Genomic DNA, 13,077 nt, shown 5'->3' with positions numbered 1-13,077 from the left:
GCCGTTCAGCCGCCGAAGCGCCGGCGCGAGACCAAACCGACGACGCCGAGCGCGGCCAGGATCAGTGCGACCGTGTTGGGCTCGGCCACGCTGCCCGCATCGGCTTCGGGCGTCACGGCACGGGCGGCGACGGGCGCGGCGATCGCCGGCGTCGACCGGGCCACCGGAAGCTCCGCGGCCTCGGGGCGGGTCTGGGCCTGGCTGCCGTAGGCGATGGCGGCCAGGGTCAGCGTGGCGAGCAGGGGCTTGAGGAACACGTTCATGGGTGACCGAAGTTCGGCTCGGAATCGAGCGAGGCAAGAAATTGCTGCACAGCACAAAAGTACCGCCGTACCCTTGCACCATCAACCCCGTGAAGGGGGGTTCCCCCCGGTTCAGGGGGCGGCGGGCGGGGGCGGCCGGCCGGTCGGGGCGCGGCGCGCGCGCCCGTAGAATTTGCGGTTCTGCTTGCGCACTGAACCGAGGAACTCCGATGTCTATGTCCGACCGCGACGGCAAGATCTGGATGGACGGCCAACTGGTCGACTGGCGCGACGCCAAGATCCACGTGCTGACCCACACCCTGCACTACGGTTGCGGTGCATTCGAGGGCGTGCGCGCGTACAACACCATCAAGGGCACGGCGATCTTCCGGCTGCGCGAGCACACCGAGCGGCTCTTCAACAGCGCCAAGATCCTGCGCATGAAGATCCCGTTCTCGCTGGAGCAGGTGATGGACGCGCAGCGCGAGGTGGTGCGCGTCAACAAGCTGGAGAGCTGCTATCTGCGGCCGCTGACCTGGATCGGCGACAAGAAGCTCGGCGTCAGTCCCAAGGGCAACACCATCCACCTGATGATCGCCGCCTGGCCCTGGGGCGCCTACCTCGGCGAGGAAGGGCTCAAGCGCGGCATCCGCGTCAAGACGTCGAGCTACACGCGTCACCACGTCAACATCACGATGACGCAGGCCAAGGCCGTGAGCAACTACAGCAACTCCATCCTCGCCAACATGGAGGCCACCGACGACGGCTACGACGAGGCGCTGCTGCTCGACGCCTCGGGCTTCGTCAGTGAAGGCGCGGGCGAGAACATCTTCGTCATCAAGAACGGCGTGATCTACACGCCCGACCTGTCGGCCGGCGCGCTGAACGGCATCACGCGCAACACCGTGTTCTCGATCGCAGCCGACCTGGGGCTGAAGATCGTCGAGAAGCGCATCACGCGCGACGAGGTCTACATTGCCGACGAGGCCTTCTTCACCGGCACCGCCGCCGAGGTCACGCCGATCCGCGAACTCGACCGCATCGAGATCGGCATCGGCTCGCGTGGCCCGATCACCGAGAAGATCCAGTCGGCCTTCTTCGACATCGTCAACGGCCGCAACGCCAAGTACGCCGAATGGCTGGCCGCAGTCTGAACCTCTCCACCCTGACGGACCCTCCTGTATGAGCCGCCCACCGCAAGCCGTCGTCGAAGTCACCGCCCAGGACCTGCAGGGCCCGGGCGTGGTGTTCTGCCCGAACCCGAAGATGCCGCTGTGGAGCGCGCACCCGCGTGTCTTCATCGACGTGGCCCACGCCGAAGGCAAATGCCCGTACTGCGGCACCGTCTACCGGCTGAAGGCCGGTGAGAAGCTGCACGCCCATTGAGCCGGGCGGCGGTGCGATGACCCGCGCACTGGTCATCGCGCCGCAGTGGATCGGCTACGCCGTGATGGCCGAGCCGATGCTGGCGGTGCTGGCGGCGCGCGGCGAACACCTGACGGTGGCGGCGCTGCCGTCGGTCGCACCCTTGTTCCAGGCCATGCCGCAGGTGGCCGAGGTGATCACGCTGCCGTTCGTGCACGGGCGGCTCGACTGGTCGGCCCGGCGGGCGCAGGCTCGCCAGATCAAGGGGCGCTTCGACGTGGCCTACGTGCTGCCGAACTCGCTCAAGTCGGCGCTGCTGCCGTGGCTGGCGCGCATCCCGCGCCGCGTCGGGTACCAAGGCGAGGGCCGGCTGGTGCTGCTGAACGAGCGCCTGCCCAACCCCGTCGGCGAGCCGCCGCTGGTCGCCTTCTACGGCGCGCTCGCCGGAGGCCTGCCGCCGCGCGCACGGCCCCGCCTGCATCTGGCGCACGGGCGCATCGACGACCTGCTCGCGCGCTGCGGGCTCGCGCCGCAGGCCTACTGGGTGCTGGCTCCCGGGGCGGAGCAGGGCGCCACCCGCCGCTGGCCGGCTGCGGCCTATGCGGCGCTGGCCGAGGAACTGCACGCGCTCCATGGCCAGCCGGTATGGCTGGTCGGTGCCGAGACGGAACGGCCGGTCTGCGAGGAGATCGCCGCCCTGGTGCACGGAGGGCACTGCCGGGTGCAGGCCGGTGCCGGCTCGCTCGCGGACGCCATGGCCCTGATCGCGGGGGCGCGCGGCGTGGTCAGCAACGACTCGGGGTGGATGCACATGGCAGCGGCCTTTGGCGTGCCGCAGGCCGCCGTGTTCGGCGCCACCAGCCCGCAGCACACGCCGCCCTTGAACCGGCATGCGCGCGTGCTGTGGCTGCAGACCCTGCGCGGCGTGGAGCATCTCGATTGCCAGCCCTGCTACGCACACGAGTGCCGCTTCGGGCACCTGAAGTGCCTGTCCGGCATCGCGCCGGAGCGCGTTCACGCCGCGTTGCAGGACGCGCTGGCGAGCAGCGCGGCCCGCCCCGGCTGAGCGGTCGGGGCGCTGCCTTGGGCGCTCAGCGACCGTAGAACACGTAGTCGGCCGCGTAGCTCACGACCTGTTGTTCACCCTTGTTCGCCGCCGCGCAAGCCGCGGCCGGCGCCACGCCGCCGACCGTCTTCAGGCGCTGGATGTAGGTCACGCCCTGCATCGCGCCACTGCCCATTGCCGGGTCGGCCTTCACCAACTGCAGCGGGATGCTGCCGGGCTGGTTGGGGGCCACCGCGAGCTGCTTGCCGGTGACCTTCGAGCCGTCGTTCGACTCCCAGGTGGCGGGCGGGCCGTAGTACTTGCCGACTGCCTTGCCGTCGGCGTCCTGCAGGCCGGCCACCGGGCCGACGAACACCCATTCATGCTGTCCGGCTGCATCCTTCTTTTCGCGGCATTCGTAGGTGATCTTGCCGCCGGTGGTGGTGGTCCACAGCTTCTGGGCCTCGCCGGCCGGCACGCGCACCGACTCGGGCAGGCTCGCGTTGTCGATCATCTTCGGGGACGTCATCGGTTGCATGGCGCAGGCGCCCAGAGTGAGGGCAGCGCAGGCGGTGATCAGGTTCAGGCGCATAGGGGTCTCCGTAGGTGGGTGGGTGTTCGGGGGCGAGCCCCTCACCCCTGCACTACGGAGACGGTGCGCCGGCAGATGCACCACCGCCGACAGAATTTTCAAGTCAGATCTGCAGCTTCCCGACGGACAGGATCGGTCCGGTCGGTGCGCCGGTCGGCGAGCCGCCGCTCGGCTCCAGGCTGACCGCGAACGCTGCCGTGTCGCGCAGCAGCAGCCCGCGCCGCACCGTGGTGGCCTGCTCGCCCGACACCAGGCCCAGCGAGCGCGGCGCTCCCTGCGGCGGCACGGCCCACAGCTCGAAGGCGCGGCCGCTGCCCGGCGCCACCGGGTGGATCGGCTGCAGCACCAGCGCGCGGCCGTCGCGCGTGAGGCCCGCGGCGAAGCCGGCCTGCAGCACGCCGGCGGCCTCCGGATTCGGCGCAATCACCACGATGATCGGCGGCTGCACCGGCTGGGGCCGCGACAGCACCAGACCCAACGCGAGCGCGGCCACCGTGGCGAAGGCCGACACCCCCTGCCACAGCCCCAGCCGCTGCCACCAGCGCACCGGCACCGCGGCGCCGACCCCCGCGAACAGCCGCCGCTCGAGCCGCGACCAGACACCGGGCGAGGGGGGCACGGGCGTCACCGCCGCCGACAGCGGCAGCAGCCGCGCCTGCCAACCGGCCACGGCGGCGGCGAGTGCCGGGTGCGCGGGCAGGAGCGCCTCGAAACGGCGACGCGCCGGGCCGCGCAGGGTGCCGAGCACGTACTCGGCCGCGAGGCGGTCCGCGAGGAGAGGGCGGCTGTAGTCCATGGTGCCCTCAGCCGGTGGTGGCCCGCTCGAGGCAGGTCTTCAGCGATTGCAGCGCACGCCGCACCCAGCTCTTCACGGTACCCAGCGGCTGGCGGAGCTGATCGGCCACCTCGGCATGCGACAGGCCCTGGTAGAAGGCCAGTGCCAGGCTCTGCTGCTGCTCGCCGCTGAGCGCACCGATGCAGTCGCGCAGCGCGCGGGCGTCGGCAGCCTGCCCGAGCAGTTCGAGCGGGCCGGCATCGGGGGATGCCAGTTCTTCAAGCATGTCGTGTTCATCGTCCTCGCTGTCCGAGCCCATCGAGGTGCTGACCGTGTGCGGTTCGCTCTGGCGGCGGCGCAGGCTGTCGATGGCCCGGTTGCGGGCGATGCTGGTCAGCCAGGTGAGCGGCTGGCTGCGGCCGGCGTCGAACCCCTGCGCCGCGCGCCAGATGTTCACGTACACCTCCTGCAGCACGTCCTCGGCTTGGGCTCGGTCCTTCTGGATACGCAGCACGACGCCCAGCAGATGCGCGCTGGTCTGCTGGTAGAGCGTGGCAAATGCCGCGCGATCGCCCATCGCGACGCGCGCCAGTGCGGCTGCGATGGCGCGGCTGCGTTCAGACCAGTCCTCGGGGGCGGTGACCATGCTTGCGCGGATTCTAGAGACCGAGGCAGCGAGCGTCGTCGCCGTTCGGGCCCGCTCCTTACAATCGAAGCATCATGGAAACCACCGCCCGAGAGTTCGTCCTCACCCTGTCGTGCCGAGATGCCAAGGGCATCGTCTACGCCGTGTCGGGCCTGCTGTACCAGGCCGGCTGCAACATCCTCGACTCCCAGCAGTACGGCGACGTGCAGGGCGCCGACAGCACCGGGCTGTTCTTCATGCGTGTGCATTTCAGTGCGCCCGGGCACCTGGCCGACGAGGCCTCGCTCGACAAGCTGTTCGCGCACGTGCGCGGCGAGTTCGGCATGACGGCGCGCTTCCATGCGCTGGCCGTCAAGCCGCGGCTGCTGCTGCTGGTCAGCAAGCATGGCCATTGCCTGAACGACCTGCTGTTCCGCTGGAAGAGCGGCTCGCTGCCGGTGGAGATCCCGGCGGTGGTGTCCAACCACCCCGACTTCGCCGCGCTGTGCGACAGCTACGGCCTGCCCTTCCATCACCTGCCGCTGGCCACCGGCAGCAGCGCGGCGGTCAAGCGCGAGCAGGAGGCCCGGATCGAGGCGCTGGTCGAGCAGCACCGCATCGATCTGGTGGTGCTGGCGCGCTACATGCAGATCCTGTCGGCCGACTTCTGCCGTTTCCTCGATGGCCGGGCCATCAACATCCACCACAGCTTCTTGCCCAGCTTCAAGGGCGCGCGCCCCTACGACCAGGCGCATGCGCGCGGCGTCAAGCTGATCGGTGCGACCGCGCACTACGTGACCGCCGATCTCGACGAGGGCCCGATCATCGAGCAGGACGTGCAGCGCGTGGACCACTCGCTGGGCGCGACGGACTTCACCGCCGTCGGCCGGGACGTCGAGTGCGTCGTGCTGGCGCGTGCGGTCAAGTGGCACACCGAGCACCGCGTGCTGCTCGACGGCCACAAGACCGTCGTCTTCAAGTGATGCGCTGAGGACCTGCCGCATGCCCGCCAAGCCGAAGGCGCCGCCCTCGTCGCCCGACGACGTCGAGGCGCAGTTCTACGAAGCGCTGCAACAGGCCGATCTCGAGAACCTGATGGCCGTCTGGTCGGACGACGACGAGGCCGCCTGCGTGCACCCCGGCGGCCCCCGCCTCGTCGGTGCCCCGGCGATCCGCGCCTCGTTCGAGGCGATCTTCGCCAACGGCGCGATCGACGTCCACCCCGAGAAGGTGCGCCGGCTCCACATCAACGGGACGGCGCTGCACCATGTGCTCGAACGGGTGCAGGTGCTCGGCGAGGACGGCGTGCAGAAGGCCTATGCGATCGTCACCAACGTCTACGTCCTCGGGCCGCAGGGCTGGCGCATGGTGCTGCACCACGCCAGCCCCGGCATGGCGCGCGAGCTGCAGGAGATCTCCGAAGCGCCATCCACGGTGCACTGAGGTCCGCGCACCCCGCATGGCTGCAGCCGCCGACCACCGCGTCCTGCCGCCGTTCGACTGGACGGCGCCCTGGTGGTTGCCGGGCGGCAATGCGCAGACCATCTGGCCGGCGCTGTTCGCGCGCCGCGTCCGCGGGCCGGCACCGCTTCTGCGGCGCGAGCGCTGGGACACCCCCGACGGCGACTTCATCGATGTCGACCACCGGGTCGACGAGGCGCAACATGCCGGGGCACCGTTGCTGGTGCTGTTCCACGGCCTCGAAGGCTCGTCGGCCAGCCACTACGCGCAGGCCTTCGCGGGCTGGGCGCAGGCCAACGGCTGGCCGTTCGCGCTGCCGCACTTTCGCGGCTGTTCCGGCGAGCTCAACCGGGCCCCGCGGGCCTATCACTCGGGCGACTTCGAGGAGATCGGCTGGATCCTCGCGCGGCTGCGCGCGCAGCAGGCGCGGCCCGTGGTGGCGGTGGGCGTCTCGCTCGGCGGCAACGCGCTGCTGCGCTGGGCGGAGGAGGCCGGCGACAGCGCCGCGGCCACGGCGGCGGCTGTGTGCGCGGTGTCGTCGCCGATCGACCTCGCTGCCGGCGGTCACGCGATCATCCGTGGCTTCAACCGGCAGGTCTACAACCGCATGTTCCTGCGCACGATGAAGCCGAAGGCGCTGGCCAAGCTGGCGCAGCATCCGGGCCTGTTCGACCGCGAGCGTCTGCTGGCCGCGCGCGACCTCCATGCCTTCGACGACGTGTTCACCGCGCCGTTGCACGGCTTTCGCAATGTCGATGACTACTGGGACCGGGGTTCGGCCAAGCCGCAGCTCGCGCGCATCCGCATCCCCGCGTTGGTGCTCAACGCGCGCAACGATCCCTTCGTGCCGGCCGCCTGCCTGCCGCGGCCGCACGAGGTGGGTCGCCACGTCACGCTGTGGCAGCCGGCGCAGGGCGGCCACGTCGGCTTCCCGCGCGGTGGCTTTCCCGGCGAAGTGCTGGGTCTGCCCGAGGCGGTGATGAACTGGGTCCGGCACGGCGCCGGGGTGGTCTGAGCCGGGCCGCACAATGCCGCGATGGATGACATCGTCCGTGCCGCGCTGAAGAAGTGGCCCCGGGTGCCGGCCTGCCACGGCTGGCTGGGGCTGGACGCGCGGGGCGACTGGTACATGCGCGACGACCGGGTCCAGGCGGCGGGGCCGTTCCCGCAGGTCAAGGGCAGCCGCCTGCTGCACCGCAAACTGATCGAGTTCATCGGCCGCAACTACGAGGCCGATGCCGAAGGCGCCTGGTTCTTCCAGAACGGTCCGCAGCGCGTCTACGTCGAGCTGGAGGCGGCCCCGCTGGTGCTGGGGGTGCAGCGCGTCGACGCCGACTACCGCGTGCAGACCCACACCGGGGCCGAAGTCCGGCAGGTGAGGAGCGCCTGGCTCGACGAATACGGCCGGCTCTTCCTCGACACCGAGCGGGGCTTCGGCCTGTTGCGCTCGCTCGACATGGATGCCGCGGCCGATGCGGTGACCGAGGGGCGTTGGACGCCCGCCGAACGGCCGTTCGCCGAACTGCCGCGCAGCTTCGGCTATGTGCTCAGCCCGCAGCGCGCCGGCCCGTAGCGCCGTCCGCCGGTGGGCGTGAAAAAGCCGGTCGCATGGACCGGCTCGCAGAGGAGTCGCTTGCCGCTCAGGGCGCTGCGCTGGCCGCCGGTGCCGGCGGCTTGGGCTCGTCGAACTTGGCCCCGCCGGCGTTGGCCATGAAGACCACCGCACGGCCGATCTCGACGTCGCTGAAGTCACCGCCGCCCTGCGCGCCCATCGCGCCCTTGCCCTTCAGCGCCGAGGTCAGCAGGGCCTCGTAGCCGGTCGTGATGCGCGGGCCCCAGGCAGCGGCATCGGCGAACTTCGGTGCCCCGGCCACGCCAGCGGCGTGGCAGGCGGCGCACTGCGCCTTGTACACGTCCTCGCCGCCCTTGAGCGCGCTCACGTCCGACGCGTCCTTGACCTCGACCTTGCCGACCGGGGCAATGCGCTCGGCGGTGGCCTCGGCCTTCAGGCCATCGCTGCCGGCGGCCGGCTTCTGGGCCGAGCTCACGTAGCTGGCCAGCAGCACGATGATGGCGATCGGCACCACGAAGGCGAAGACCACCGCGATCACCAACTGCTTGGGCGTGCGGATCGGGCCTTCGTGATTGGGCTCGTGATCGTCGTCGTGGGAGGGCGCTGCGCTCATGGGGTCCTCGAGGAGTCTTGTGGGGCGGAGCGGCGCGGTGAAACGCAGCTCGCAAAACCCGCGGAGTATACAAGGGCACCCCGTCGCGAGCCTCGCCGGGTGCGGCCCGCAACAGGGGCGCTGATAGAATGGAAGCGTTGCGTCCGTAGCTCAATGGATAGAGTACTGCCCTCCGAAGGCAGGGGTTGCTGGTTCGATCCCAGCCGGGCGCGCCATCCAGCGCATCGACCGCCGCCACAGCCGGCCGCGTCGCCGCCGCGACACCCTCCGTTCAGCCTCCGTGTGACGATGCCGGATCGAGCCGATCGAGGAGCGAGCTGTGCTGACCGTGCATCACCTGAACAACTCGCGCTCGCAGCGCATCGTGTGGCTGTGCGAGGAACTGGGCATCGACTATCGGCTGGTCAAGCACCAGCGGCATCCCGAAACGCAGCGCTCTCCCGAGTCGCTCAACCAGGTCCATCCGCTCGGCAAGGCGCCGACGATCGAGCATGCGGGTCAGTCCATCGTCGAATCGGAAGCGATCATCGAGTACCTCTGTCATGTCTGCGGCGGCGGTCGGCTGAGCCGGACGCCCGCCTCGGCGGAGTACGGTGCCTATCTGCAGTGGCTGGCCTACGCCGAGGGCACGCTGTTCCCGGGGCTGCTGGTCGATCTGGTCTACGCCTGGACCGGCGGCGGCAACGCCGCGTTGATGGGGTTCTTCGACGTCGAGATCGCGAAGAACCACCGCTACATCGAGACCGTGCTGGCGCAGCGCGATCACCTTCTCGCATCGGGCTTCTCCGCGGCCGACGTCAACCTCGGCTGGGCGCTCGAGTTCAGCGAATGCCGCGGCCGGCTGAAGGACTTCCCCGCGCTGCGCGCCTACCTGGCGCGGCTGCGCGGCCGCGACGCCTACCGGCGCGCCATCGAGCGGGGTGGGCCCCAGGACCTGTCGGTGTTCTCCGCGGGCGCTGCGACCTGATCACCGTTCCGGTCCCGAGATTGTGAAAGCCCCTGGGGGCAGGGTAGGCTTGCGCCCATGACGCCGGTCGAGCTGCTCCAGCAGCCGCGGCGCACGCCTGCGGGAGGGTGAGCATGGGATGGGTGGGGGAATTCTCGACGGCCGGTCGATTGAGCCGGTGGGCCTTTTGGTGGCGGCACCTGCTGCTGCTGCCGCTGGCGTTGTTCCTGTGCGTTTCGGCCACGCAGTTGCTCGGCGAGCCGGTCGACGTGCTGCCGGCGCTGCTGACCACGGTGTTCCTGGTCTCGGTCTGGGGGCGACGGCTGCACGATCGCGGGCGCTCGGCGTGGTGGCTGCTGGTCGTCGCGCTGCCCGTGCTGGGCGCGCTGTGGCTGCTGCTCGAGTGCGGTCTGCGCGCGTCCGTGGACCGCTCCCGCTACGGCGCACCCGCCGGCCTGCGGCCCGACTACGTGACCGTCGGCGCCGCGCCGCGGATGGAGCGCGCGCCATGAACACCGACCACCACATCGTCAACGACGTCACCCAGCTCAACCCGGTGCGGGTGATGGCCATCGTCGCGCCAAGCAGTGTCGAGGACGTGCAGGAGGCGCTGCGGCGCACCACCGGCCCGGTGTCGGTCGGTGGCGGGCGCTTCAGCATGGGCGGCCAGACTGCGAGCCCGGGCAGCCTGCACTTCGACATGCGCTCGATGAACCGCATCGTCGCGTTCTCGCCCGAGAACAAGACCATCCTCGTGCAGGCCGGCGTGCGCTGGTGCGACATCCAGCGCTTCGTCGATCCGCACGGCCTGGCGGTGAAGATCATGCAGACCTACGCCAACTTCACGGTCGGCGGCGCGCTCGGCGTCAACTGCCACGGCCGCTACGTGGGCCTGGGGCCGCTGGTGCTGTCGGTGCGCAGCATCAAGCTCGTGCTGCACGATGGTCGGGCCGTGGTGGCCAGCCGCACGGCGCATCCGGAGCTGTTCTTCGGCGCCATCGGCGGCTACGGCGCGCTGGGCGTGGTGGTCGAGGTCGAGCTGGATCTGGCCGACAACCGGCGCGTCAAGCGCATCGACAAGGTGATGCCGCTGTCGACCTACGGCGCCTACTTCAAGGACACCGTGCGCTGCAACCCGAAGGCGGTGTTCCACAACGCCGACCTCTACGGCCCGCACTACCGCAGCGTGCGCGCCGTGACCTGGGCCGAGACCGACGAGCCCGCCACCACGCCCGACCGCCTGCAGCCGCTGCGCTCCGCCTACCCGCTGCACCAGTACTTCCTGTGGGCCGTGTCGGAAACGCCGTTCGGCAAGGAGCGGCGCGAGAAGATCGTCGATCCGCTGCTCTACCTGCGCAAGAAGGTGCACTGGCGCAACTACGAGGCCGGCTACGACGTGGCCGAGCTCGAGCCGCCGTCGCGCGCCGAGCGCACCTATGTGCTGCAAGAGTACTTCATTCCGGTCGAGCGGCTGCTGGAGTTCGTGCCGAAGATGGCCGCGGTGCTGAACCGCCACCGCGTCAACGCACTGAACATCTCGATCCGGCACGCGATGCCTGATCCCGATACCGCGCTCGGCTGGGCGCCGACCGAGACCTTCGCCTTCGTGCTGTATCACAAGCAGCGCACGCGCGAGAACGCCCGCAGCCGGGTCGGCGTGTGGACCCGCGAACTGATCGACGCCGCGCTGTCGGTCGGGGGCACCTACTACCTGCCCTACCAGCCGCACGGCACGGTGGAGCAGTTCCACCGTGCCTATCCGAAGGCGGCGCACCTGTTCGCGCTGAAGTGGGAGGTCGACCCGAACTTCCGCTTCACCAACGTGCTCTGGGACAAGTACTACCGCGCCTGGCTCGACCGAGGCACGCCGCCCTCGGCACAACCGCCGGCCAGCGAATTCCACCAGGTGTTCGACGACGTCGAGCTGTCCGATGCCTTCTACCGCTTTCTGCAGAACGTGTTCCGTGTCGCGCCGGAAGATCGCTTCCACCATCTCATCGGCGAAGCGTGTCGGCTGCACGCCGACGAGGAGACCGTCTACCGTCACATCCAGCGCGAGCTCAAGAGCATCAAGCCGGCGTCGGCCGACCTGCGCTACGCGCTGCCCTCGCTGTTCAGGCAGAAGGCCGAGATGACGCGGCAGACGCTGCAGGTGCTGGGCGGACGCCGCAAGTTCGACGGCTATGCGGAGATCGGCTCCAAGGGCCGCTACTACCGCGGCCTGGCCGCCACGCTGGAGCTGCGCGGCCCGCGCTACTTCATCGACGAGCAGCCGCAGACCTTCTCGCCGGTCGACATCATGGAGCGCGGCCAGATCGGCCGGCTCGGCGTGCACGTGCCGCTGTCCGATTACGCGCCGCTCGGGCCCGGCATCGCCGATGCGAGCCTCGATCTCGTGACCTGCTACGTGGGCCTGCACCACATGACAGCCGAGCGGCTGGGGTATTTCCTGCAGTCGGTGCGGCGCGTGCTGCGGCCCGGCGGCGCCTTCATCGTGCGCGACCACGACGTGCGCAGCGACGAACTGCGTGCACTGGTGTCGCTGGCGCACACCGTCTTCAACGCCGGCCTGGGCGAGAGCTGGGAGACCAACCGGGCCGAGCTGCGATTTTTCGAGTCGGCCAAGACCTGGGTCGACCGGCTCCAGGCGCAGGGCTTCGACGACACCGGGCACCGCGTGCTGCAGGACAACGACCCGACCGACAACACGCTGTTCTGCTTCGTGCGCCGCCTCGACCCGCAGACGCTGCGCGATCCCGCCGTGGTGGTGCAGGCCCGCGGGGTGCGGTCTTGATGCGCCGCCGGTTCGCCGCCGCCGTGGCGGCGGTCGGGCTGCTGTGCGCCGCAGCGCTGGCGCAGGACGGGGCGGCCACGGCGCCGGCCACGCCGCCCGAGCACGTGCGCACGCCCGACCAGACCTTCCTCACCTTCCCCGAGTGGTACCTGGTGCACAGCCCGGCCGAGTACGCGGCCTACCTGTCGCGCAGCGGCCACCCGAGCAGCTTCCCGCTGTTCTCGCACATCGGCCAGTTCTGGCAGTCCTACGCGGGCGTGAGTCGCGAGATCGAGAAGTACCCGTTCAACGGCGGCTACCACCTGATGGTGATGGTGATCGGCGTCAGCACCACGGTGGAGTACGGCCTCAAGGGCTTGTACGAGCGCACGATCGGCCGCCTTGCCGAGGCGCTGCGGTCGGACGAGTCGGTGCCGGAAGAGCAGTTCGCGGCGCGTTACGCGCAGGCCTACGTCGACTTCATCCGCGTCGAGCCGTGGTACCAGTTCGATTTCTGGCAGGAACTGCGGTCGCTGTGGTCGGCAGTGCCTACTGGAGGACCGAACCTCGTGCGGCGCTGGGAGCGCCGCTTCGCGCTCACCTCGGAGCTGCTGGTGAAGGAAGGCTATGCGCGGCTCATCAAGCTCGGCACGCAGAGCCTCTACGACGCGCCGAAGCCCGTCACCGCCGTGCTGCTGAGCGCGGCGCCGCAGGCCGATTCGCAGCACCCCGACTACCAGCCGCTGGCCGCGGCCGACGCGGGCACGCCGGTGCTGGCCACCGTGCCGCGCTACGAAGCCTTCACCGCCTACAGCACTTGGCTCGCGGAGCAGGGCATCGACTTCCGGCAGATCGCCGGCAACGACGGCGAGGTGGTGGTGAGCGTGCTGGTGCCCGCCAACTGGTCGGCGGCCAGCGTGCGCACGCTGTTCGAACAGCCGGTGCTGACGCAGCCCGGGCGAAAGCGCGTCGTCTTCGCGGTGCCGGTGGCAAGGCTGGCCGCCGAGCTCCGGCGCGCACAGGCCTCGGCGGGGCAGGTGGTGGTGGAACACGTCTACGACTTCTGA

16 protein-coding genes and 1 tRNA gene are annotated in these 13,077 nt (G+C 70.2%); 12 read left to right on the top strand and 5 right to left on the bottom strand.

Annotated elements, in window-relative coordinates; translation table 11 throughout:
- Positions 1-5: 5 nt before the first annotated feature.
- Positions 6-263 (bottom strand): PEP-CTERM sorting domain-containing protein, encoded by a 258-nt coding sequence (locus MPE_RS17955; RefSeq protein ID WP_041929751.1) that lies wholly within the window; start codon positions 261-263, stop codon positions 6-8.
- A 209-nt stretch (positions 264-472) separates the two neighbouring features.
- On the opposite strand from MPE_RS17955, the gene MPE_RS17950 reads away from it, so the two are divergent.
- The 3 genes from MPE_RS17950 to waaF are packed head-to-tail and all read left to right on the top strand — an operon-like array spanning position 473 to position 2,673.
- Positions 473-1,396, top strand: coding sequence for a branched-chain amino acid transaminase (locus MPE_RS17950; protein WP_011831125.1), 924 nt, complete (start codon positions 473-475; stop codon positions 1,394-1,396).
- A gap of 28 nt (positions 1,397-1,424) precedes the next feature.
- Positions 1,425-1,628, top strand: a complete 204-nt coding sequence (locus tag MPE_RS17945) for a zinc-finger domain-containing protein (RefSeq protein ID WP_036236148.1) — start codon at positions 1,425-1,427, stop codon at positions 1,626-1,628.
- 16 nt (positions 1,629-1,644) lie between these two features.
- A complete protein-coding gene (waaF, locus tag MPE_RS17940; protein WP_011831123.1) occupies positions 1,645-2,673 on the top strand; it encodes a lipopolysaccharide heptosyltransferase II in 1,029 nt (342 codons plus the stop codon).
- 25 nt (positions 2,674-2,698) lie between these two features.
- Here the strand turns inward: waaF and MPE_RS17935 are convergent, their stop codons facing one another.
- The 3 genes from MPE_RS17935 to MPE_RS17925 all read right to left on the bottom strand — a co-directional run bounded on the left by MPE_RS17935 (position 2,699) and on the right by MPE_RS17925 (position 4,665).
- A complete protein-coding gene (locus MPE_RS17935; RefSeq protein WP_011831122.1) occupies positions 2,699-3,244 on the bottom strand; it encodes a DUF3455 domain-containing protein in 546 nt (181 codons plus the stop codon).
- A 103-nt stretch (positions 3,245-3,347) separates the two neighbouring features.
- Positions 3,348-4,040 (bottom strand): anti-sigma factor, encoded by a 693-nt coding sequence (locus MPE_RS17930; RefSeq protein ID WP_011831121.1) that lies wholly within the window; start codon positions 4,038-4,040, stop codon positions 3,348-3,350.
- Positions 4,041-4,047: 7 nt separating this feature from the next.
- Positions 4,048-4,665 carry a sigma-70 family RNA polymerase sigma factor gene (locus MPE_RS17925; RefSeq protein WP_011831120.1) on the bottom strand — a complete coding sequence of 206 codons (618 nt, stop codon included), beginning with the start codon at positions 4,663-4,665 and terminating at the stop codon, positions 4,048-4,050.
- A 74-nt stretch (positions 4,666-4,739) separates the two neighbouring features.
- On the opposite strand from MPE_RS17925, the gene purU reads away from it, so the two are divergent.
- The 4 genes from purU to MPE_RS17905 are packed head-to-tail and all read left to right on the top strand — an operon-like array spanning position 4,740 to position 7,678.
- Positions 4,740-5,627 (top strand): formyltetrahydrofolate deformylase, encoded by an 888-nt coding sequence (purU, locus tag MPE_RS17920; RefSeq protein WP_011831119.1) that lies wholly within the window; start codon positions 4,740-4,742, stop codon positions 5,625-5,627.
- Between the two features lie 19 nt (positions 5,628-5,646).
- Positions 5,647-6,087 carry a YybH family protein gene (locus tag MPE_RS17915; protein WP_011831118.1) on the top strand — a complete coding sequence of 147 codons (441 nt, stop codon included), beginning with the start codon at positions 5,647-5,649 and terminating at the stop codon, positions 6,085-6,087.
- A gap of 16 nt (positions 6,088-6,103) precedes the next feature.
- Positions 6,104-7,120, top strand: a complete 1,017-nt coding sequence (locus MPE_RS17910; RefSeq protein WP_011831117.1) for a YheT family hydrolase — start codon at positions 6,104-6,106, stop codon at positions 7,118-7,120.
- A 21-nt stretch (positions 7,121-7,141) separates the two neighbouring features.
- Positions 7,142-7,678: a DUF2946 family protein gene (locus MPE_RS17905; protein ID WP_011831116.1), complete on the top strand. Its 537-nt coding sequence runs from the start codon at positions 7,142-7,144 to the stop codon at positions 7,676-7,678.
- 67 nt (positions 7,679-7,745) lie between these two features.
- On the opposite strand, the gene MPE_RS17900 is transcribed toward MPE_RS17905, so the two are convergent.
- Positions 7,746-8,291 carry a c-type cytochrome gene (locus MPE_RS17900; RefSeq protein WP_011831115.1) on the bottom strand — a complete coding sequence of 182 codons (546 nt, stop codon included), beginning with the start codon at positions 8,289-8,291 and terminating at the stop codon, positions 7,746-7,748.
- A 139-nt stretch (positions 8,292-8,430) separates the two neighbouring features.
- Here MPE_RS17900 and MPE_RS17895 point away from each other — a divergent pair.
- The 5 genes from MPE_RS17895 to MPE_RS22900 all read left to right on the top strand — a co-directional run bounded on the left by MPE_RS17895 (position 8,431) and on the right by MPE_RS22900 (position 13,077).
- Positions 8,431-8,506 (top strand) — tRNA-Arg (locus MPE_RS17895).
- Between the two features lie 104 nt (positions 8,507-8,610).
- The gene (locus MPE_RS17890; RefSeq protein ID WP_011831114.1) at positions 8,611-9,258 is read left to right on the top strand and encodes a glutathione S-transferase family protein; all 648 of its coding nucleotides are present in this window, start codon (positions 8,611-8,613) and stop codon (positions 9,256-9,258) included.
- A 122-nt stretch (positions 9,259-9,380) separates the two neighbouring features.
- On the top strand, positions 9,381-9,749 hold the full coding sequence (locus MPE_RS17885; RefSeq protein ID WP_158304630.1) for a DUF805 domain-containing protein: 369 nt from the start codon (positions 9,381-9,383) through the stop codon (positions 9,747-9,749).
- Positions 9,746-12,031 (top strand): FAD-binding protein, encoded by a 2,286-nt coding sequence (locus MPE_RS17880; protein ID WP_011831112.1) that lies wholly within the window; start codon positions 9,746-9,748, stop codon positions 12,029-12,031. Before MPE_RS17885 ends, MPE_RS17880 begins: the two co-directional genes overlap by 4 nt.
- Positions 12,031-13,077: a hypothetical protein gene (locus MPE_RS22900; RefSeq protein ID WP_011831111.1), complete on the top strand. Its 1,047-nt coding sequence runs from the start codon at positions 12,031-12,033 to the stop codon at positions 13,075-13,077. Before MPE_RS17880 ends, MPE_RS22900 begins: the two co-directional genes overlap by 1 nt.

Origin of the sequence: Methylibium petroleiphilum PM1 (assembly GCF_000015725.1) — a bacterium.
GTDB lineage: Bacteria > Pseudomonadota > Gammaproteobacteria > Burkholderiales > Burkholderiaceae_C > Methylibium > Methylibium petroleiphilum.
Note: the sequence above shows the minus strand (reverse complement) of the source record. Positions and strands in the feature narration are given on the sequence as shown.

What these genes read in the sequence shown, in the direction of transcription:
- MPE_RS17910 (WP_011831117.1), top strand. Translation starts at nt 6,104, where the DNA reads ATGGCTGCAGCCGCCGACCACCGCGTCCTGCCGCCGTTCGACTGGACG.
- MPE_RS17935 (WP_011831122.1), bottom strand. Translation starts at nt 3,244, where the DNA reads ATGCGCCTGAACCTGATCACCGCCTGCGCTGCCCTCACTCTGGGCGCC.
- MPE_RS17950 (WP_011831125.1), top strand. Translation starts at nt 473, where the DNA reads ATGTCTATGTCCGACCGCGACGGCAAGATCTGGATGGACGGCCAACTG.
- MPE_RS17900 (WP_011831115.1), bottom strand. Translation starts at nt 8,291, where the DNA reads ATGAGCGCAGCGCCCTCCCACGACGACGATCACGAGCCCAATCACGAA.
- MPE_RS17930 (WP_011831121.1), bottom strand. Translation starts at nt 4,040, where the DNA reads ATGGACTACAGCCGCCCTCTCCTCGCGGACCGCCTCGCGGCCGAGTAC.
- MPE_RS22900 (WP_011831111.1), top strand. Translation starts at nt 12,031, where the DNA reads ATGCGCCGCCGGTTCGCCGCCGCCGTGGCGGCGGTCGGGCTGCTGTGC.
- waaF (WP_011831123.1), top strand. Translation starts at nt 1,645, where the DNA reads ATGACCCGCGCACTGGTCATCGCGCCGCAGTGGATCGGCTACGCCGTG.
- MPE_RS17945 (WP_036236148.1), top strand. Translation starts at nt 1,425, where the DNA reads ATGAGCCGCCCACCGCAAGCCGTCGTCGAAGTCACCGCCCAGGACCTG.
- MPE_RS17905 (WP_011831116.1), top strand. Translation starts at nt 7,142, where the DNA reads ATGGATGACATCGTCCGTGCCGCGCTGAAGAAGTGGCCCCGGGTGCCG.
- purU (WP_011831119.1), top strand. Translation starts at nt 4,740, where the DNA reads ATGGAAACCACCGCCCGAGAGTTCGTCCTCACCCTGTCGTGCCGAGAT.
- MPE_RS17955 (WP_041929751.1), bottom strand. Translation starts at nt 263, where the DNA reads ATGAACGTGTTCCTCAAGCCCCTGCTCGCCACGCTGACCCTGGCCGCC.
- MPE_RS17880 (WP_011831112.1), top strand. Translation starts at nt 9,746, where the DNA reads ATGAACACCGACCACCACATCGTCAACGACGTCACCCAGCTCAACCCG.
- MPE_RS17915 (WP_011831118.1), top strand. Translation starts at nt 5,647, where the DNA reads ATGCCCGCCAAGCCGAAGGCGCCGCCCTCGTCGCCCGACGACGTCGAG.
- MPE_RS17925 (WP_011831120.1), bottom strand. Translation starts at nt 4,665, where the DNA reads ATGGTCACCGCCCCCGAGGACTGGTCTGAACGCAGCCGCGCCATCGCA.